The organism is Streptomyces sp. NBC_00203 (assembly GCF_045206325.1).
Classification (GTDB): domain Bacteria; phylum Actinomycetota; class Actinomycetes; order Streptomycetales; family Streptomycetaceae; genus Streptomyces; species Streptomyces lutosisoli.
This window is the reverse complement of record NZ_CP108126.1, coordinates 7,810,907-7,830,008: the sequence shown is the minus strand read 5'-3', so window position 1 is coordinate 7,830,008 and position 19,102 is coordinate 7,810,907. Positions and strand designations below refer to the sequence as shown.

The window sequence follows — 19,102 nt, the reverse complement described above, 5'->3', positions numbered from 1 at the left end:
TGGGCCTCTGGCGTTCTGGTTGATTTCCGGTGGGGGTGGTGGGTCGGGACGAGATGGCGGTGGTCTGCGCGCGGCGTCTGGACTTCAAGGAGTGAGGGGCACAGCTCCTGGTGGGGTGGTTCGGGTGGAGCTGGCCTGATCCGGGTGGGGGAACAAATGGGCTGAGGCGGTTCGACGCTGCTCGGGCTGGGCCTGGCCGGTCTGCTTGACCGGTCTGGCTCGTCGGTCTGCCTGGCCGGTCTGGCTCGTCGACCTGGCTCGTCGGCCTGGCTGGCCGGTCTGGCTCGTCGGCCCGGCTGGCTGAGCGATAGTGCGATCCCGCGGCCCCAGCTTCGTACGACGGACGCCGAACCCGACACGTCGGCCAACACATCGAGACACGACAGCGCCCCCTCAGCGTTCCCAGCACTACGGCGTCCGTCAGCGCCCCAGTCCCGGTCCGTCACCGCGAAGCCCGCCCTCGCCACGGGGCTCGTCAGCACGGCGAGCCTCGTCGGCACCGCGAGGTCTTTCAGCGCCGCGAGGTGAATCGACACCGCGAGGTCCCTCCCCGCCACGCCCCGAGTCCCCACGCGCCACCGCCCCCACCGCGTCCGCGAGTCGGTCGAGCACCGCGGTCGCCTGTTCGTCGCTGATGGTCAGCGGGGGCAGCAGGCGCACCACGCTTGAATGGCGGCCGCCCAGTTCCACGATCAGGCCGCGGCGGAGGCACTCTCGTTGGACGGCGGCGGCGAGTTCGGGGGCGGCGGGGCGAGGGCCGTCGGCAGCGGGATGCGGGGCCGCCTCGGGGTCGACGAGTTCGACGCCGATCATCAGTCCGCGACCGCGTACGTCGCCGATGCAGGGGAACTCGTCTGCGAGTTTCCGGAGTTGGGCCAGCAAGTGGGCACCCAGAGTCCCGGCGCGCTCAGCGAGACCGTTTTCGCGGACGTACGCGAGGGTCGCCGTGCCCGCCGCCATCGCGAGCTGGTTGCCGCGGAACGTGCCCGCGTGGGCGCCGGGTTGCCAGACGTCGAGGTCGTCGCGGTAGACGACGACGGCGAGCGGCAGGCTGCCGCCGATGGCCTTGGACAGGACCATCACGTCCGGTGTGATCCCACTGTGCTCCACCGCCCAGAAGGCGCCGGTGCGGCCCACTCCGGTCTGGACCTCGTCCGCGATCAGGGGGATGGAGCGCGACGCGGTGATCTCGCGCATCCGGCGCATCCACTCGTCGGGGGCGGGAATCACCCCGCCCTCGCCCTGGACGGGTTCGAGGATCATCCCGGCGGGGCGCGGTACGCCCGACTTGCTGTCGTCGAGCACCGACTCGGTCCAGCGCGCGGCGAGTTCGGCGCCGCGGTCGCCGCCGACGCCGAATGGGCAGCGGTAGTCCTGCGGATAGGGCAGGCGCGCGACACGTACCTCGGTCGCGCCTCCGGATGCTTCGAGCGCCCCCGCGGTCATCCCGTGGTAGGCACCGGTGAACGCGAGCATCCCCGAGCGTCCGGTCGCCGCGCGCACCAGTTTGAACGCGGCCTCGACCGCGTCCGTCCCGGCCGGTCCGCAGAACTGGATCCGCGCGCGGGCGGCGAACTCGGGCGGCAGCGTGCGGAACAACTCGGTGGTGAAGGCGTCCTTCACGGGCGTGGCGAGGTCGAGGACGTGCAGCGGTGCCCCCGAATCGAGGACCTTTCTGATCGCTTCCAGGACCACTGGATGGTTGTGTCCGAGGGCCAAAGTCCCGGCGCCCGAGAGGCAGTCGAGATAGCGGCGCCCGTCGGCGCCCTCGATCGTCAGCCCGCGCGCCCGCACGGGAACGATCGGCAGGGCGCGCGCATAGGTGCGCGCCGCCGACTCGCGCGCCGATTGGCGCCGCAGAATCCCCTCGTGCGCCGCGCGCGCCCCCTCGGACGCTCCCGGAGCCCCCTCCCGCGCCCCCTCAGAAACCCCGGGCGCCCCCATCGGCACCACCGCAGACTCGGTCACGGCCACGACTACAGGTCCTCCCGCTGTCCAGAGGCGAGTTGGCAGGAGGCTCTGAGCGCAGGCGGCAGGTCCCCCGTACGTACCAACGACGCGGCCCGCGCGGGGAAGCGGGTGAGTCGAAGATCGTTGCCGCGACGGAACCGTGAGCGATCCCGGCGGGGTCCACAGCCCTCGCCTCACCCTCGGCAGCAGCCCATATTCAAGTTCATGTTCGTGAACAGAAATCACGTACACGTCTATTGACGCGCTCACGTCACACGGACTTAACTTTCGATGAAAGCGCTTTCCCCACCTGTCACGTTGCCACACCCACAACCGCGGCAGAAAGGGGTCGGCCCCACCCCTGTTCAGACGAAACAACCAACCTGGAGGCGAACGATGCAACTGAGACCAGTCATCGCGACCGTCAGCCTGTTAGCCGGCGCGCTCGTCGCGCTGTCCGGCAACACGGCGCAGGCCGCGTCCACCCGTTACGAGGCCGAGAGCTCCCCGGCGGTCTGCACCGGCACCCTCGACTCCGACTGGGCCGGCTACTCCGGCAGCGGGTTCTGCAACGGCACCAACGCGGTCGGCGCGTACGCGCAGTTCACCGTGAACGCCGCCAGCGCGGGCACGGCGACGCTGAACGTCCGCTTTGCCAACGGGACCACCAGCGCACGGCCCGCGGACATCACCGTGAACGGCTCGACGGCCACGTCGGCGTCGTTCGAGGGCACCGGCGCCTGGTCGACGTGGACGACGAAAACGCTCACGGTCCCGGTGGCCGCGGGCAGCAACACCATCCGGCTCAACCCGACCGGCTCAGCCGGACTGCCGAACGTCGACTACCTCGACGCCGAGGTGTCCGGGGCGGCGGCGGGCACCGTGCTGTACGTGTCCCCGAGCGGCACCGACAGTGCGGCCGGAACGGAGTCGGCCCCGACGACGCTCACCTCGGCGATCAGCCGCATCACTTCCGGCGGCACGATCTACCTGCGGGGCGGGACGTACAGCTACTCGTCGACGGTCACCGTCCCGGCCGGCACGGACGGCACCTCCAGCGCCCGCACCACCCTGTCCGCCTACCCGGGCGAGACCCCGGTGCTGAACTTCTCGGCGCAGAGCGAGAGTTCGTCGAACCGCGGGCTCCAGCTGAACGCCTCGTACTGGCACGTCTACGGCATCGTCGTCGAGCACGCCGGTGACAACGGGATCTACGTCGGCGGCAGCAACAACGTCATCGAGCGCACGGTGACCCGCTACAACCGCGACACGGGGCTGCAGCTCGGCCGGATCTCCTCCAGCACCCCCAGCTCCCAGTGGCCGTCCAACAACCTGATCGTGAGCGCCGAGTCGCACGACAACGCCGACTCCGACGGCGAGGACGCCGACGGCTTCGCCGCGAAGCTCACCACCGGCACCGGGAACGTCTTCCGGTACGACGTCTCCCACAACAACATCGACGACGGCTGGGACCTCTACACCAAGACCGACACGGGTGCCATCGGCCCGGTGACCATCGAGTACTCCCTGTCCTACAACAACGGCACGCTCTCCGACGGCACCGTGAACTCCAACGGCGACCGCAACGGCTACAAGCTCGGCGGCGACGACATCGCGGTCAACCACGTCGTCCAGCACAGCATCGCCTACGGCAACGGCCATCACGGGTTCACCTACAACAGCAACCCCGGCACGATGACCATCTCGAACAACGCCAGCATCGACAACGCGGAGCGCAACTTCTCGTTCGACGCCGGCACTTCGGTGTTCCGGACCAACACCTCGTGCCGGTTCAGCGTCAGCGGCTCGAACGACAAGACCATCGGTGACGCCGACAGCTCGAACCAGTTCTGGACCGGCTCGAACGGGTCCCGCTGCTCCTCGTACTCCGGCGCCCTGGGCTGGTCCTACGCCTCGGACGGCCACCTCGCCGTCACATTCGGCGGCACCGTGGTGACGCCGTAACCGGCCCGGCCCCGTCGAGCGTGCCGGGGCCGGCGATGCCCCTGACCGGCCCGTCCGCCTCGCCCGGACGGGCCGGTCCGCTGTTCCCGCCCTACGCGTCCGCAACTGGACGCAGTTGGTGAGACAGCCCGTAGCGAAACCGTTGCCGTTCCGTCAGATGTCCCCCACAGCGACCGCATAGTCTTTGGTGCCGTTCAGCCGTGCCGAACGAACCGTTCAGCCGTACCCATTGATCCGCTCACGCGTACCGGCCGAACGGCGCCCGCGGTCCCGTACCAAGGGAGCGCTCAGTTCCCATACGCTCAGGGGGAGTTACACCATGCGATCGATACGCCCGCCCTTCGCCGCTCGTCGAGGGAGGAGCGCGCGCCGCAGAACCTCCCCCGTGCTGGCCGCCGTCGGCCTCACCGCGGCGCTGGCGCTGACGGCCACCGCCTGCAACTCGGGCGACGACAAGGCGAGCGGCGGTTCCACCGCGTCCGCCACCCAGAGCGGCGACGACAAGATCAAGATCCCGGACGACATCAAGAACAAGCTCAAGCAGCACGGGATCGACATCGACAAGTGGAAGGACGGCGCCTGGAAGAACTGGAACAAGGACGACTGGCTGCGCGAGGCCGACGACTACATCAACCCGATCATCAAGGGACTGTGGGACCCGGACCGGATGCGCGGCGCCGACGACCCGGACAAGAACAACGGGGTCGACGACAGCGACCTCTCCGGTGACCAGGGCGTCACGGACCCGACTCCGGCCGCCGTGACCGCGCAGGCCGTGAAGACCGCGTACCACGCCAACGTGCCCGAGGCGGGCAAGGTGTTCTTCGACTCCCCCGAGGGCACGATGGTCTGCTCGGCGACGGTGGTCGAGGACCCGGCGCACCCGGGCAAGTCCAACCTCGTGTGGACCGCGGGCCACTGTGTGCACGCCGGCAAGAAGGGCGGCTGGTACCGCAACATCGCCTTCGTGCCGTCGTACAACGATTCCGGCAAGACGGCTGCCCAGCTGGAGAAGGCCGCCCGGACGGAGGTCGCTCCGTACGGCGTCTGGTGGAGCGACTGGGCGCAGACCTCGGACCAGTGGATCGAGCAGGGCGGCTCCACGGGCGGCCAGGGAGCCTCGTACGACTTCGCCGTGCTGCATGTGACTCCGGAGAAGGGCAGTGGCGGCAAGTCCCTTGAGGAGACGGTCGGTTCGGCGCTTCCGGTGAACTTCTCGGCTCCGGCCGTGCCGAAGGTGTCGAGCATCACGGCGACGGGTTACCCGGCGGCGGCACCGTTCGACGGCCAGAAGCTGTACCAGTGCACGGACAAGCCGGGACGGTTGTCCGTCGCGCAGTCCGACCCGACGATGTACCGGATCGGGTGCACGATGACCGGTGGTTCGTCCGGCGGCGGCTGGGTGGCCACGGGTTCGGACGGCAAGCCCGCGCTGGTGTCCAACACCTCGATCGGACCGGTCAAGTCCGGTTGGCTGGCGGGTCCGCGGCTGGGTGATGTGGCCAAGGGTGTGTACGACTCGGTGAGCGGGAAGTTCGCCGGGCAGTGATGCGCAGGACGTAACAGGGATCGGACAGACGGCGGTGGGCCCGCTCATGGGCACGTTCGACGGCCCGCCGCCGTTCGTCCCCGACTGCACGGGCATGGTGGGGGTGTCGCGTTCGAGCGGGGTGCCGCGGCGGGTCCCCCTTCGCCCGACGAGCACATGACACAACGGCACCATCGGGGGTTTCAGCATCATGCGTTCCTCAAGAAGGCGGCGCACCTTCCTCGCCGCCACCGGTCTGGTCGCGGCCTTGACACTGACCGCCACCGCCTGCAACTCGGGTGACGACAAGGCGAGCGATGACTCCCCCGCCTCCTCGTCGCAGAGCGGCGACGACAAGATCAAGATCCCGGACGACATCAAGAACAAGCTCAAAGAGCACGGCATCGACGTCGACCAGTGGGCGAACGGCGGCTGGGAGAACTGGGACAAGGACAAGTGGCTCAGTGAGGCCAAGGACTTCGTCAACCCGGTGATCGAGGGGCTGTGGAAGCCCGAGCGGATGAAGTCCGCCAAGGACCCGGACAAGACGATCTCGGCGAAGGACGCGGCGGCCGACCAGGGCATCAGCGACCCGGATCCGGCGCCGGTCGACGCCAAGGCCGAGAAGACTCCGTACCACGACTACGCCGCTCCGGTCGGGAAGGTCTTCTTCGACTCCCCCGAGGGCTCGATGGTCTGCTCGGGCACGGTCATCAAGGACGTGAACCACCCCGGCAAGTCGAACCTCGTGTGGACCGCCGGCCACTGCGTGCACGCCGGCGGCAGCGGCGGCTGGTACCGCAACATCGCCTTCGTGCCCTCCTACAACGACCAGGGCAAGTCCGAGTCCGAGCTGGGCAGCGCCACGGCGTCGGAGATCGCCCCGTACGGCCAGTGGTGGGCGGACTGGGCCTCCACCTCGAACGAGTGGATCTCGGGCGGCGACGAGACGGGCGGCGCGGGCGCTCCGTACGACTATGCCGTGCTGCACGTGAAGCCGGAGCAGGGCACCAAGTCCCTTGAGGAGACCGTCGGCAACGCACTGGACGTGGACTTCTCCGCACCGTCCGCCCAGGACGTCAGCGCGATGGGCGCCTGGGGCTACCCGGCCGCACCGCCATACAACGGTCTGAACATGTTCAAGTGCGTCGACAAGCCAGGCCGGCTCTCGCTGGACCCGACCCTGCCGACGATGTACCGCATCGGATGCACCATGACCGGCGGTTCGTCAGGCGGCGGCTGGTTCCGAGTCGTCGACGGCGAGACGAAGCTCGTCTCGAACACGTCGATCGGCCCGTCCGACAACACCTGGCTGGCCGGACCGCAGCTGGGCAAGGGCGCCGAGCAGCTCTACGAGACCATGAGTAAGGAGTATGGCGGCCAGTAGGCGCCTCGCGCGTACACACGACGGATGTCCTGTGCGCGTACGCACCATGAAGGCCCGCCCCCTGGGAAAGGGGGCGGGCCTTCATACGGTCTTACGACGGTGTGCGTCCGTCGCTACGGGAGCGCCGGTGTCGGAACGTACGGCGTCAGATCCGCCGCCAGCTCCTCGTGCACCCGCACCTTGAGCAGCGTGCCCTCCGGGGTGTGCTCCTCGGAGATGACCTCGCCCTCGTTGTGCGCGCGGGCGACCAGCTTGCCGTGGGTGTACGGCACGAGCGCCTCGATCTCGACCGAGGGGCGCGGCAGTTCGTTGTCGATGAGCGCGATCAGTTCCGCCATGCCCCGGCCGGTACGGGCCGAGACCGCGATGGACCGCTTCTCGATCCGCAGCAGTCGCTGGAGCACCAGAGGATCGGCCGCGTCCGCCTTGTTGATCACGACGATCTCGGGCACGTTGGTCGCGCCGACGTCCCTGATCACCTCGCGCACGGCGGCCAGCTGCTCCTCCGGCGCCGGGTGCGAGCCGTCCACGACGTGCAGGATCAGGTCGGAGTCGCCGACCTCCTCCATGGTGGAGCGGAACGCCTCGACCAGGTGGTGCGGCAGGTGGCGTACAAACCCGACCGTGTCGGCCAGCGTGTACAGCCGCCCGCTCGGGGTCTCGGCCCGGCGCACGGTCGGGTCGAGGGTCGCGAACAGCGCGTTCTCGACGAGCACGCCCGCGCCTGTGAGGCGGTTGAGCAGGGACGACTTGCCCGCGTTGGTGTATCCGGCGATGGCTACCGAGGGAACCTTGTTGCGACGGCGCTCCTGGCGCTTGATCTCACGGCCGGTCTTCATGTCCGCGATCTCCCGGCGCATCTTCGCCATCTTCTCGCGGATACGGCGCCGGTCCGTCTCGATCTTCGTCTCACCGGGACCACGGGTGGCGAGGCCGCCGCCCTTGCCGCCGCCCATCTGACGGGACAGCGACTGACCCCAGCCTCGCAGCCTCGGCAGCATGTACTGCATCTGCGCGAGCGCGACCTGCGCCTTGCCCTCTCGGGACTTGGCGTGCTGGGCGAAGATGTCGAGGATCAGGGCCGTACGGTCGATGACCTTGACCTTGACGACGTCCTCGAGGTGGATCAGCTGGCCGGGGCTCAGCTCACCGTCGCAGATCACGGTGTCGGCGCCGGTCTCCAGGACGATGTCCCGCAGCTCATTGGCCTTGCCGGAACCGATGTAGGTGGCCGCGTCGGGCTTGTCACGGCGCTGGACGACGCCGTCGAGCACGAGCGCGCCCGCGGTCTCCGCGAGGGCTGCCAGCTCGGCGAGCGAGTTGTCCGCGTCCTGAATGGTCCCCGTGGTCCAGACGCCGACGAGTACGACGCGCTCCAGGCGGAGCTGTCGGTACTCGACCTCGGTGACGTCCTCGAGCTCGGTGGAAAGGCCCGCCACGCGACGCAGGGCCGCACGCTCGGAGCGGTCGAACTGCTCGCCGTCCCGCTCTCCGTCGATCTCGTGGCTCCAGGCGACGTCCTCTTCCATCAGGGCATCGGCCCGAAGACCTTCGGGGTAGTTCTGCGCGAAGCTCTGCGCGTCCTGGGAAGGGGAAGAAGAGGAGGTCATTGGATCCTTACGTCGATGGGGTCAACGGTGCGGCGACGGACGCCGCCCGTCACAGAGAACAACGTCCGAGGCCACCGGGAGATTCCCGGTTTCCGCCGGGCCAACCCCCCGAGGGGCCGCGCCGCCGGCTCGAAGATGGTCGCACGGCACGGCCCGTCTCGTCACGCGACTTATCAGGCGCCCTTACGGGCCTGTGGGGCGTCGCTCTCCCAGTCCGGGTGTCCGGGCATCGGCGGTGTCGTCTTCCCGTACAACCACGCCTGGAAGAATTCGCTCAGATCACGGCCCGCGATGCCGGAGGCGAGGTCCACGTAGTCGGCCGTCGAGGCGACCCCGTCGCGGTGCACGCCCACCCAGGCCCGCTCCAGACGCTCGAACGCGGGGCGCCCGATCTCCTGGCGCAGCGCGTACAGGGCCAGTGCCGCGCCGTCGTAGACGTTCGGCCGGAAGATGCTGATCTTCTGGCCGGGCTTGGGTCCCTTCGGCACAGCGGGCGGCCCTCCTGCGGCTCGCCAGGAGTCGGACGCGCGGTAGGCCGCCTTCATCCGCGCCTCCATGGGCCTGTCCGCCGTCTCCTCCGCATACAGGGCCTCGTACCAGGTGGCGTGCCCCTCGTTGAGCCACAGGTCGGACCAGGTGCGGGGGCTGACGCTGTCGCCGAACCACTGGTGCGACAGCTCGTGCACCATGATCGACTCGACGTACCACTTCGGGTACGCCCGCTCGGTGAAGAACCCTCTCTCGAAGAGAGAGAGTGTTTGTGTCTCCAGCTCGAAGCCTGTCTGCGCCTCGGCCATGAGCAGCCCGTACGTCTCGAACGGGTACCGGCCGACCTTCCCCTCCAGCCAGGCGATCTGGCCGGGGGTCTTCTTGAGCCACGGTTCGAGCATCTTGCGGTCCTTGGTGGGCACGACATCGCGTACGGGCAGACCGTGCGGCCCGCTCCGGTGCAGCACGGTGGAGCGCCCGATGGACACCTGGGCCAGCTCGGTGGCCATGGGGTGCTCGGTGCGGTACGTCCAGGTGGTGGAGCGGCGGGTACGGTCCGCTCCGGCCGGCAGACCGTTGGCGACGGCCGTGTACCCGTTGGGCGCGGTCACGTGGATGGTGAACATCGCCTTGTCTGAGGGGTGGTCGTTGCACGGGAAGACCAGGTGCCCGGCGTCGGCCTGGTTGGCCATCGCGAGCCCGTCCTTGGTCTGCACCCAGCCGCCGTCCTGGCCCTTGGCGGCGACCGGGTCGCTGGTGTGGTGCACGGTGACGCGCATCCAGCTGCCCGTCGGCAGTGGCTCCGCGGGCGTCACGACCAGGTCCTCCCCGGCGCTCGTGAACGCCGCGGGCACCCCATTGACCTCGACCGATCCCACTTTTCCGTGCGCGTAGTCGAGATTGATCCGGTCGAGCCGGGCGGACGTCACGGCGACGATCGTGGTGACGGCCGCGAGCGGTTCGGTGTTGGTGCCGGGATAGGTGAAGGCGAGGTCGTACGACTCGACGTCGTATCCAGGGTTGCCCAGATGCGGGAAGAGGCGGTCGCCGACACCCAGGGGCGTGGCCGGTGAGGGGGCGCTCGCGGCGATCAGACAGACGGAGACCGCCGAGGCGAGCAGCGCCGCCTTGATGCGGCGGGTGCGGGGACGAGGAATGCTTGGGCGGGGGGTGAGCAGCATGGACCACGGCTACCAGCGCTCACCCGTCCCACGGTGACGACTCGCGCCCGGCCCACCCGAACGGGTCGGTACAGAGGCTTTTTGCGCGGCCGCCGGCTGATACCGAGGCTCATGGGGCGGCCGCCGCCTGATGCTGCGCCCGGTTCACGTCGTACACCCCCGGTACGTTGCGCATCGCCCGCATCAGCCCGGGCAGGTGCGCCGCGTCCGGGAGTTGGAGCGTGTACGTGTGGCGCACGCGCTGCTGGCTGGGGGGCTCGACGGTCGCCGAGACGATGGCGACGCCCTCCAGGGCGATGGCTTCGGTGAGGTCGGCGAGCAGATGGGGGCGCCCGAAGGACTCGGCGACCAGAGTGACCCGGCACTCGGTGGTGTCACCCCAGCGCACGCCGACCTCCGCGCGCCCCCCGCTCTTCATGCGCTCCACTCCGGCGCACTGCACGCGGTGCACGGTCACCACACCCCCGCGGACGGCGAAGCCGGTCACCTCGTCGGGCGGTACGGGCGTACAGCAGCCCGCGAGTCGTACGGAAGCGCCGGGCTGGTCGACGACGGCGTTCGCGGAGGGCCGTGCGGCGCGCGCGTCGGCGGCCGGCCGGGGGGTCGCGGCGGGCGCCTCCGGGGTCTCCGTGCCGCTGGGTGAGGGGTGGGCGGCCATCCAGCGCTGGATGGCGATCCGCGCGGCAGCCGTGTGCGCGTGCTCCAGCCACTCTCTGGAGGGCTCGGAGGCGGGGTCCTGCCCCATGAGGAGCTGGACGGTGTCACCGTCCCTCAGGACGGTACTCAGCGTCGCCAGGCGGCCGTTGACGCGGGCACCGATGCAGGCGTGCGCGTCCTCGCCGTACTGCGCGTACGCCGCGTCCACACAACTGGCGCCCTCGGGAAGGCCCAACGAGCCGCCGTCGGCGCGGAAGACGGTGATCTCGCGGTCCTGCGCCAGGTCTTCGCGCAGCGTGGACCAGAACGTGTCCGGGTCCGGGGCGCCTTCCTGCCAGTCGAGGAGGCGGGAGAGCCAGCCGGGGCGGGTGGGGTCGGCGCGCTCGCCGTCGAAGGGGCGCTCCGCGTCGCCGTCCGCTTGCTCCTCCGAAGGAGGAGCGTAGGGATTGCCGAGCGCGATGACCCCGGCCTCGGCGACCTTGTGCATCTGGTGGGTGCGGATGAGGACTTCGGCGACCTCGCCGTCCCCGCGCGCGACGGCCGTGTGCAGCGACTGATACAGGTTGAACTTGGGGACGGCGATGAAGTCCTTGAACTCCGAGACCACCGGGGTGAGGCAGGTGTGCAGTTCGCCGAGCACTCCGTAGCAGTCGGCGTCCTCGTTCACGAGCACCAGGAGCCGTCCGAAGTCGGCGCCGCGCATCGGACCGCGCTTGCGCGACACGCGGTGCACGGAGACGAAGTGCCGTGGCCTTATGAGGACTTCGGCCTGGATCCCGGCGTCACGCAGAACCGTGCGCACCTCATCGGCGATCTCCGTGAGCGGGTCGCCGTCGCGCGCCGCGTTGTCGGCGATCAGCTCCCTGGTGTGCTCGTACTCCTCGGGGTGCAGGATCGCGAAGACGAGGTCTTCCAGCTCGGTCTTGAGCGCCTGGACACCGAGGCGTTCGGCGAGCGGGATCAGGACGTCCCGGGTCACTTTGGCGATGCGCGCCTGTTTCTCGGGGCGCATGACGCCCAGGGTCCGCATGTTGTGCAGCCGGTCGGCGAGTTTGATCGACATCACGCGGACGTCGTTGCCGGTCGCGACCAGCATCTTGCGGAACGTCTCGGGCTCGGCGGCAGCCCCGTAGTCGACCTTCTCCAACTTGGTGACGCCGTCGACCAGGTAGCAGACTTCGTCGCCGAACTCCCTCCGCACCTGATCGAGCGTCACTTCCGTGTCCTCGACGGTGTCGTGGAGCAGGGAGGCGGTCAACGTCGTCGTCTCCGCGCCGAGTTCGGCGAGGATCAGGGTCACGGCGAGCGGGTGCGTGATGTACGGCTCGCCGCTCTTGCGCATCTGGCCGCGGTGCGAGGACTCGGCCAGGACGTACGCCCGGCGCAGCGGCTCCAGGCCGGCGTCGGGGTGGTGGGCGCGGTGGGCCTCGGCCACGTGGCCGATGGCGTCGGGCAGCCGGTCGCGGGCCGCGGGGCCGAGCAGCGCGGCCCGGCCCAGGCGGCGCAGGTCGATCCGGGGACGGCCCTTCCTGCGGTGCGTTGGGGGCACCGCCTGCTCATGGGGGTCCCCCCGCTCGAGCGAAGCCGAGAGCGGGGGAGAGGCCGAGAGCTTGTTGGGGGAGGGCGTTACAGGGCCTGGCGTCGCGGGATTCGTCGCCTCCGCACTCATGGGCACCTCCGGCTGCGTAGACCGGCGGACGGGTGCCCCATGGCGAACACGGCTCAGGGGATGGCATCGATCCCCCGTCCGGGCCGGTGCTTGATGCTACCGAGCCCACCACGCCCGGTTGACCGCCTCTCGCCGAGCGTGAAACGGATCACCCATTCGAGCGAAGGTTCAGGGGTTTACGGTTTCGAACTTTTGGAATGGCCGTGACGTACGGTGCGAGCGCCAGGGCGTTCGGCCGGTGCCCGGCGCAGAAGAGCCGAAAGGTACGGCGCCAGGTCCCACAGAGGTGCGGCGGCGCAAGTTCAGCGCTGCGCGGCGTCGAGCCACTCCGCGTCGATCTCGCCCTCGGCGACGATCACCGCGGGGCCCGTCATCTCGATCTCGCCGTCCGGGCGCTCGGTGATCACCAGGCGTCCGCCGGGCACGTCCACGGTGTACGTCGCAGGGGTGCCGGTCACGGCCGGGTCGGCGTCGTCACGGCGGGCGGCGGCGACGGCCACGGCGCACGCGCCCGTGCCGCATGAGCGGGTCTCTCCGGCACCGCGCTCGTGGACGCGCAGGGCGACGTGGCGCGGGCCCCGGTCGACCACGAACTCGACGTTGACCCCGTCCGGGTACGCCGACGCCGGGCTGAACGGCGGCGGCGTGAACAGGTTGCCCGCCTGCGCGAGGTCTTCCACGAAGGCGACGGCGTGCGGGTTGCCCATGTTGACGTTGCGCGCGGGCCAGCTGTGCTCGCCGACGCTCACGGTGACGTCCCCTTCGGGGAAGAGCGCCTTGCCCATGCCGACGGTGACATCTCCGTCCTTGGAGAGGTGCACGGACTTCACGCCCCCGCGCGTGGCGACGGCGATGTCTCCTTCGGCCACATGCCCGGCACGCTGCAGGTAGTGCGCGAACACACGCACTCCATTGCCGCACATCTCCGCGATCGAGCCGTCGCCGTTGCGGTAGTCCATGAACCACTCGGCCTCGGCTGCCATCGCCTTGGCCTCGGGGTGCGCGGCGGACCGTACGACGTGCAGCAGACCGTCGCCACCGATGCCCGCGCGGCGGTCGCACAGGGCGGCGACGGCGGTCGGGGGCAGGTCGATGACGTTCTCCGGGTCCGGGATGATCACGAAGTCGTTCTCGGTCCCGTGGCCCTTGAGGAAGGCGATCCGCGTGCTCATTCCTCGATCGTAAGGGGTCGGTACGACACTCCGGCCCGCGCGGGGCGATCAGAGCAGACCGGTCACGTGGTGGGGCCTGAGCAGCTGGGCCGCGCTGGGCTCAGCGCAGCCGGGCCACGCGCCCCACGGCGAGCACCGCCACCATCGCGACCACCACGACGTACGCGATCACAATCCGCCAGTCCGGGCGGCGCCCGGAGCCGCGCTGCGGGAAGCCCGGCCAGGTGTAGCCGACCCGGCGGGCGGCCATCATTCCCCAGCCCGCGGCGCACGAGCAGATCAGCAGACCGAGCATGGCGACCACGGCGCCGCCGTCACCGAACTCGAAGGCCAGCGGGAAGGCGAACATCAGCGAACCGATCGCGGCCAGCGTCACGATGGGCGCGAGCTGCCAGATGCGCAGCCTGCGCTGCGGGCGCAGCTCGACCTCCACCTCGGGTCCCGCGGACATCTCGTCGGGCCCCGGCCCGTCGGCGGTCACCCCGCCCGGGGTGTCCTCGGGCCCGTCGGAGCTCAGACGCTCTCCGTCCGGGTCGATGTCGAGGCGCTCCACATCAGGATCGATGCCCGGACGATCTCCGTCCGGATCGGTCCCGTGCTCAGTGTCTCGTGCTGTGTCGCGAGGGCCGGCCTCCATCGCCACGCGCCCTCCCAACTCGGACTTCACTGGTCGATCGAAGCTCGATGATGGCACGGCGTCGGAGGCCGGGATGACGGCCGGAGCGTCCCGATGCCAGGACGTGATCAGGCTGTAACCGGTCGTTCGACCAACGCCAGTGCGAGCTGCGGGAGTTCTGTGAGATCCGCCGCAGCCCCACTGAGCCAATGCACCCGCGGGTCGCGCCGGAACCACGAATCCTGACGGCGCGCGAAGCGCTTGGTGGCGCGCACGGTCTCGGTTCGCGCCTCTTCCTCGGTGCACTCCCCCGCGAGCGCCGCGAGCACCTGCTGATACCCGAGCGCGCGCGATGCCGTGCGCCCCTCGCGCAAGCCGTGCGCCTCCAGCGCGCGCACCTCGTCCACGAGCCCCGCCTCCCACATCCGGTCGACCCGGCGCGCGATGCGCTCGTCGAGCTCGGGACGCGCGACGTCGACGCCGATCTGAAGGGTGTCGTACACCGAGTCGTGGCCCGGGAGGTTGGCGGTGAAGGGTTTGCCGGTGATCTCGATGACTTCGAGGGCGCGGACGATACGGCGGCCGTTGCTGGGCAGGATCGCGTGGGCGGCCTCGGGGTCAGCCGCGGCCAGCCGCGCGTGCAGCGCGCCGGAGCCGCGCAGGGTGAGCTCCTCCTCCAGGCGGGCCCGTACCTCGGGGTCGGTGCCGGGGAACTCCAGATTGTCGACGGCCCCGCGGACGTACAGCCCGGAGCCGCCAACCAGGATCGGCCAGCGGCCCTCGGCGAGCAGCGCGTCGATACGGGCGCGGGCGAGCCGCTGGTACTCGGCGACGCTGGCCGTGACGGTCACGTCCCAGATGTCCAGGAGGTGGTGCGGGATCCCTCCGCGCTCCTCGGGCGTCAGCTTGGCGGTGCCGATGTCCATCCCTCGGTACAACTGCATGGAGTCGGCGTTGACGACCTCGCCGCCGAGACGTTGGGCAAGGAAAACGCCCAGATCGGACTTTCCTGCCGCGGTCGGTCCGACGACTGCGATGACCCTGGGGGCGGGGGGTGCGCTACTCACCGCCCCAGTCTCGCAAACCTCACGGCCTCTCCTCGAACGAGCTACGTGACGCCACGCGTCCGGGGTCGTTGCCTGTTGCGAGGTTCCAGCCGCCGGTTTTCGAGGACCGGTGACCCGGGCGACGCAATGGGACGCACCGGGCAACGCGGGATTTCGCCCTCACGAGTAACGTATGGAGTGGATATGGGCGTTTTTGCACGACTTCTCCGGAGGTCGAAGGCTACGGAGGAGGCGTCAACCGCCGAGGTGCAGGCCGACACACTGACGGCCGAGACCGAGGCGGAGGTGGCGGAAGATGCGAAGGGTTCGTCCCCGGCCGAGAGCGAGGCGCCGGCGGAGGAGACCGCCGAAGCCGCCACCGCGGAGGACGTCGAGATCCCCCAGCAACAGACCGCCGAGAAGGCCGCCGACAATGAGGCCGGCGAGGGCGCCCGCAAGTAACTGGCCCGCGAGGGAAGGTGAACCATGGGTCTCCTGGACAATTTGAAAGCCAAGCTTGCGCCTGCCAAGGACAAGGTCTCTGACCTCGCGCAGCAGCACGGGGACAAGGTCGGTCAGAGTCTCGACAAGGCCGCGAAGGTGGTCGACGAGAAGACCAAGCACAAGTACAGCGACAAGATCCAGACGGGCACGGGCAAGGCGAAGGGCGCCATGGACCGACTCGCGCACAAGGACAGTGGCGGCGCTACGCCTCCGCCGGACGCACCGTCCCCGCCTCCGGCATCCTGAGCGACACACATCGGCGGACGGCCGCGGAGCACTCAGGGCTCCCGGCCGTCCGCCGTGTCCGGGCCCGTAGGACTCCTGAGGGCCGAGTCCGCCGGGAAACCCACGCTCACACCGGTACGGCCACTGACGGCGGAGTCCGCTCGGAGACTCCGGTCACGCTGGTACGGTCACTGACCGCGGAGACAGCCCGGAGACCCCGTACACGCCCGTAACACGCCCGTACGGCCCAGAGAGCGGCGACTTTCTTCAGAAGGCCCGCTAGGACCAGGCCGCCACCAAATACCCCACCCCGTACGGCGCATCGTCGTAGAACAGCGCGCCGCCGAGCCCCGCGCCCTCCGCCGCGCCCGCGAGGACCTGCCAGGGAGCTCGCCCGGAGGCCTTCAGCTCGTGCGCCAGTTCGGTGTCCAGCGACTTGAGGGCCGCCACGTCCGCCGCGCCCAGCGCACGCGCGACCTCCGCGTCGAAACCCGCCGCGCGCTCGTCGAGATAGCCCGGCGCCTTGAGCGTCCGGCACGCGCTGGCGTCGCCCATCACCAGCAGCGCCACCCGCTTGGCCCGCCCGACGATTTCCCCTCCGACTTGGATACACCGCTCAGCCGCGAGAGGTTCCCCCACGCCGAGCCCCTCGACGGGAGCGTCGGACGCTTCGGACCAGCGTGTGCGTTCCAGCAGCCACGCGGCGACGGCGAGCGAGGGAGGCAGCTCACGCTCCGACGTCCCGGGGCTCAGCTGGTCGCCCCCGAGATGTACGTCGAGATCGACGCCGAACCCGCGGAACGAGCCCCGCGTGCCCTGCGGGTGCGGTCCGCGCCCGCTCTGCTCGGCGGGGCCCACGACGACCAGCAGGTCGGGGCGGGAGGCGGCGAGTACGCCGAGCGCGTCCGTGCACGCGGCGCGCGCGGCGTCCAGCTCGGGCGCCGCGCCGGCGGCGACGTCGGGGACAAGCAGCGGCGGACAGGGAAGGACTGCGGCGGCTACAAGCATGATCGGCAGCGTAACCCCGCTGAGCGGCCGAGCGTCACTCCTCAGTCAGCACGTCTCGGTCAGTACGTCTCGGTCAGTACGTCTCCGTCTGCACGTCCGTGAGTTCAGGAACTCAGTCGCAGCCGCACCCACTGGCCGTGGCGACCGGCAGCGGCGCGGGAGCCCCGATCTTCGGCAGCCCCAGCATCACACCCGCCGGCTTCGCGGCCTCCGCGGCATTGCGCTTCTCCCAGGCGTCCCCCGCGCGCGTGCGGCGCACGTTCAGGGCAGTGCCCTCCGCGAGGAGGTGGTGCGGGGCGGCGTACGTGATCTCGACGGTGACCACGTCGCCGGGGCGCACCTCTTCGTCGGGCTTGGTGAAGTGGACCAGGCGGTTGTCGGGGGCGCGGCCGGAGAGGCGGTGCGTGGCGCCGTCCTTGCGGCCCTCGCCCTCGGCGACCATCAGCTCCAGGGTGCGGCCGACCTGCTTCTTGTTCTCGTCCCAGGAGATCTCCTCCTGGAGGGCGACGAGACGCTCGTAGCGCGCCTGGACGACCTCCTTGGGAATCTGCCCCTCCATGGTGGCCGCCGGGGTTCCGGGGCGCTTGGAGTACTGGAACGTGAAAGCCGCCGAGAAGCGGGCCTCGCGGACCGCGTGAAGGGTCTGCTCGAAGTCCTCCTCGGTCTCGCCGGGGAAGCCCACGATGATGTCGGTGGTGATCGCCGCGTCCGGGATGGCGGCCCGCACCTTCTCGATGATCCCCAGGTAGCGGTCCTGGCGGTACGAGCGGCGCATCGCCTTCAGGACCGTGTCCGAGCCGGACTGCATCGGCATGTGCAGCTGCGGCATCACGTTCGGTGTCTCCGCCATGGCGGCGATCACGTCGTCGGTGAAGTCGCGCGGGTGCGGCGAGGTGAAGCGCACGCGCTCCAGACCCTCGATCTGCCCGCAGGCCCGCAGCAGCTTGCTGAAGGCCTCGCGGTCGCCGATGTCGCTGCCGTAAGCGTTGACGTTCTGCCCGAGCAGCGTGATCTCGGAGACGCCCTCGCCGACCAGGGCCTCGATCTCGGCCAGGATGTCGCCGGTCCTGCGGTCCTTCTCCTTGCCGCGCAGCGCCGGGACGATGCAGAAGGTGCAGGTGTTGTTGCAGCCGACCGAGATGGAGACCCAGGCGGCGTAGGCGCTCTCGCGGCGGGTCGGCAGCGTCGACGGGAACGCCTCGAGCGACTCGGCGATCTCGACCTGCGCCTCTTCCTGGACGCGGGCGCGCTCCAGGAGGACCGGCAGCTTGCCGATGTTGTGCGTCCCGAAGACGACGTCCACCCAGGGCGCCTTCTTCACAATGGTGTCGCGGTCCTTCTGCGCGAGGCAGCCGCCGACGGCGATCTGCATCCCGGGGCGCTTCGTCTTCATCGGGGCGAGGCGGCCGAGGTTGCCGTACAGACGGTTGTCGGCGTTCTCCCGTACGGCGCAGGTGTTGAAGACGACGACGTCCGCGTCACCGTCCGAACCCTCGGGCGCGCGCACGTAACCGGCGCCCTCCAGGAGCCCCGAGAGCCGTTCGGAGTCGTGGACGTTCATCTGGCACCCGTAAGTGCGTACTTCGTAAGTCTTGGGTTCCTGAACGTCCACTGCCTGGCTCCGGTCGCTGCTGCTCATGTGACAAGGGTAGGCGGTGCCCGGAGTGGCTCCCGTCGCCCTATGCCCCGGCGGCCCTCCAGCCCTGGCTGCGGAGGATCTCCGAGACGTCCGGGGCACGGTAGTGCTCCCCCTTGAGGACCTTGCCGTCGTCCCTGCGGGCGACCCGGCCGTCGGGGCCCAGCTTCGTCATGTTGGACCGGTGGACCTCGGCGATCACGGCGTCGAGGTCGATCCCGTGGACGAGCGCGGTGCCGTACGCCACGTACACGACGTCGGCCAGCTCGTGCGCCAGCCGGTCCAGCGGGCCGGTGACCGAGACCTCGGCGACTTCCGCGGCCTCCTCGGCGAGCAGCTCGCCACGGTGGGCGGCCAGCTCCGGGGAGACCTCTGTCGGCGTGCTGCGGGCGTCGAGGCCGAAGGCGCGGTGGAATTCACGGACCAGGGAGGCGGGAGAGAGCTGCATCCGACGAGCCT

The 19,102-nt window shown here is 70.0% G+C and carries 15 protein-coding genes; 5 read left to right on the top strand and 10 right to left on the bottom strand.

Annotation, left to right across the window (positions count from 1 at the left end; translation table 11 throughout):
• Window positions 1-420: 420 nt before the first annotated feature.
• Window positions 421-1,944, bottom strand: coding sequence for a diaminobutyrate--2-oxoglutarate transaminase family protein (locus tag OG975_RS34965; protein ID WP_406336614.1), 1,524 nt, complete (start codon window positions 1,942-1,944; stop codon window positions 421-423).
• Between the two features lie 402 nt (window positions 1,945-2,346).
• Here OG975_RS34965 and OG975_RS34960 point away from each other — a divergent pair, with 402 nt between their 5' ends.
• The 3 genes from OG975_RS34960 to OG975_RS34950 all read left to right on the top strand — a co-directional run bounded on the left by OG975_RS34960 (window position 2,347) and on the right by OG975_RS34950 (window position 6,830).
• The gene (locus OG975_RS34960; protein ID WP_406333301.1) at window positions 2,347-3,915 is read left to right on the top strand and encodes a carbohydrate-binding protein; all 1,569 of its coding nucleotides are present in this window, start codon (window positions 2,347-2,349) and stop codon (window positions 3,913-3,915) included.
• Window positions 3,916-4,234: 319 nt separating this feature from the next.
• A complete protein-coding gene (locus tag OG975_RS34955) occupies window positions 4,235-5,464 on the top strand; it encodes a trypsin-like serine peptidase (RefSeq protein WP_406333300.1) in 1,230 nt (409 codons plus the stop codon).
• Window positions 5,465-5,654: 190 nt separating this feature from the next.
• Window positions 5,655-6,830 (top strand): trypsin-like serine peptidase, encoded by a 1,176-nt coding sequence (locus tag OG975_RS34950; RefSeq protein ID WP_406333299.1) that lies wholly within the window; start codon window positions 5,655-5,657, stop codon window positions 6,828-6,830.
• A 113-nt stretch (window positions 6,831-6,943) separates the two neighbouring features.
• Here OG975_RS34950 and hflX read toward each other — a convergent pair whose 3' ends face one another.
• The 6 genes from hflX to miaA all read right to left on the bottom strand — a co-directional run bounded on the left by hflX (window position 6,944) and on the right by miaA (window position 15,291).
• Window positions 6,944-8,440, bottom strand: a complete 1,497-nt coding sequence (hflX, locus tag OG975_RS34945; RefSeq protein WP_381252236.1) for a GTPase HflX — start codon at window positions 8,438-8,440, stop codon at window positions 6,944-6,946.
• 173 nt (window positions 8,441-8,613) lie between these two features.
• Window positions 8,614-10,110, bottom strand: a complete 1,497-nt coding sequence (locus OG975_RS34940) for a M1 family metallopeptidase (RefSeq protein WP_406333298.1) — start codon at window positions 10,108-10,110, stop codon at window positions 8,614-8,616.
• 109 nt (window positions 10,111-10,219) lie between these two features.
• Window positions 10,220-12,436 carry a RelA/SpoT family protein gene (locus tag OG975_RS34935; protein WP_406333296.1) on the bottom strand — a complete coding sequence of 739 codons (2,217 nt, stop codon included), beginning with the start codon at window positions 12,434-12,436 and terminating at the stop codon, window positions 10,220-10,222.
• A 302-nt stretch (window positions 12,437-12,738) separates the two neighbouring features.
• Entirely contained in the window at window positions 12,739-13,608 is an 870-nt protein-coding gene (gene dapF, locus OG975_RS34930) for a diaminopimelate epimerase (RefSeq protein ID WP_406333295.1), read from the bottom strand.
• A gap of 100 nt (window positions 13,609-13,708) precedes the next feature.
• On the bottom strand, window positions 13,709-14,245 hold the full coding sequence (locus tag OG975_RS34925) for a hypothetical protein (RefSeq protein ID WP_330310311.1): 537 nt from the start codon (window positions 14,243-14,245) through the stop codon (window positions 13,709-13,711).
• 107 nt (window positions 14,246-14,352) lie between these two features.
• Window positions 14,353-15,291, bottom strand: a complete 939-nt coding sequence (gene miaA, locus OG975_RS34920) for a tRNA (adenosine(37)-N6)-dimethylallyltransferase MiaA (protein WP_327432195.1) — start codon at window positions 15,289-15,291, stop codon at window positions 14,353-14,355.
• A 246-nt stretch (window positions 15,292-15,537) separates the two neighbouring features.
• On the opposite strand from miaA, the gene OG975_RS34915 reads away from it, so the two are divergent.
• Both OG975_RS34915 and OG975_RS34910 read left to right on the top strand, forming a co-directional pair.
• A complete protein-coding gene (locus OG975_RS34915) occupies window positions 15,538-15,732 on the top strand; it encodes a gliding motility protein (protein WP_406333294.1) in 195 nt (64 codons plus the stop codon).
• Between the two features lie 24 nt (window positions 15,733-15,756).
• The gene (locus OG975_RS34910; protein WP_330307724.1) at window positions 15,757-16,020 is read left to right on the top strand and encodes an antitoxin; all 264 of its coding nucleotides are present in this window, start codon (window positions 15,757-15,759) and stop codon (window positions 16,018-16,020) included.
• Between the two features lie 258 nt (window positions 16,021-16,278).
• Here OG975_RS34910 and OG975_RS34905 read toward each other — a convergent pair whose 3' ends face one another.
• The 3 genes from OG975_RS34905 to OG975_RS34895 all read right to left on the bottom strand — a co-directional run bounded on the left by OG975_RS34905 (window position 16,279) and on the right by OG975_RS34895 (window position 19,091).
• Window positions 16,279-17,007, bottom strand: coding sequence for a class III extradiol dioxygenase subunit B-like domain-containing protein (locus OG975_RS34905; RefSeq protein WP_406333293.1), 729 nt, complete (start codon window positions 17,005-17,007; stop codon window positions 16,279-16,281).
• Between the two features lie 112 nt (window positions 17,008-17,119).
• On the bottom strand, window positions 17,120-18,646 hold the full coding sequence (gene miaB / locus OG975_RS34900; protein ID WP_406333292.1) for a tRNA (N6-isopentenyl adenosine(37)-C2)-methylthiotransferase MiaB: 1,527 nt from the start codon (window positions 18,644-18,646) through the stop codon (window positions 17,120-17,122).
• Between the two features lie 40 nt (window positions 18,647-18,686).
• The gene (locus tag OG975_RS34895) at window positions 18,687-19,091 is read right to left on the bottom strand and encodes a MazG nucleotide pyrophosphohydrolase domain-containing protein (protein ID WP_406333291.1); all 405 of its coding nucleotides are present in this window, start codon (window positions 19,089-19,091) and stop codon (window positions 18,687-18,689) included.
• Between the last annotated feature and the right edge of the window lie 11 nt (window positions 19,092-19,102).

Bases quoted from the DNA above. Each gene is read 5' to 3' on its own strand.
- OG975_RS34965 (WP_406336614.1), bottom strand. From the start codon at position 1,944: ATGGGGGCGCCCGGGGTTTCTGAGGGGGCGCGGGAGGGGGCTCCGGGA.
- OG975_RS34960 (WP_406333301.1), top strand. From the start codon at position 2,347: ATGCAACTGAGACCAGTCATCGCGACCGTCAGCCTGTTAGCCGGCGCG.
- OG975_RS34955 (WP_406333300.1), top strand. From the start codon at position 4,235: ATGCGATCGATACGCCCGCCCTTCGCCGCTCGTCGAGGGAGGAGCGCG.
- OG975_RS34950 (WP_406333299.1), top strand. From the start codon at position 5,655: ATGCGTTCCTCAAGAAGGCGGCGCACCTTCCTCGCCGCCACCGGTCTG.
- hflX (WP_381252236.1), bottom strand. From the start codon at position 8,440: ATGACCTCCTCTTCTTCCCCTTCCCAGGACGCGCAGAGCTTCGCGCAG.
- OG975_RS34940 (WP_406333298.1), bottom strand. From the start codon at position 10,110: ATGCTGCTCACCCCCCGCCCAAGCATTCCTCGTCCCCGCACCCGCCGC.
- OG975_RS34935 (WP_406333296.1), bottom strand. From the start codon at position 12,436: ATGAGTGCGGAGGCGACGAATCCCGCGACGCCAGGCCCTGTAACGCCC.
- dapF (WP_406333295.1), bottom strand. From the start codon at position 13,608: ATGAGCACGCGGATCGCCTTCCTCAAGGGCCACGGGACCGAGAACGAC.
- OG975_RS34925 (WP_330310311.1), bottom strand. From the start codon at position 14,245: ATGGAGGCCGGCCCTCGCGACACAGCACGAGACACTGAGCACGGGACC.
- OG975_RS34910 (WP_330307724.1), top strand. From the start codon at position 15,757: ATGGGTCTCCTGGACAATTTGAAAGCCAAGCTTGCGCCTGCCAAGGAC.
- OG975_RS34905 (WP_406333293.1), bottom strand. From the start codon at position 17,007: ATGCTTGTAGCCGCCGCAGTCCTTCCCTGTCCGCCGCTGCTTGTCCCC.
- miaB (WP_406333292.1), bottom strand. From the start codon at position 18,646: ATGAGCAGCAGCGACCGGAGCCAGGCAGTGGACGTTCAGGAACCCAAG.
- OG975_RS34895 (WP_406333291.1), bottom strand. From the start codon at position 19,091: ATGCAGCTCTCTCCCGCCTCCCTGGTCCGTGAATTCCACCGCGCCTTC.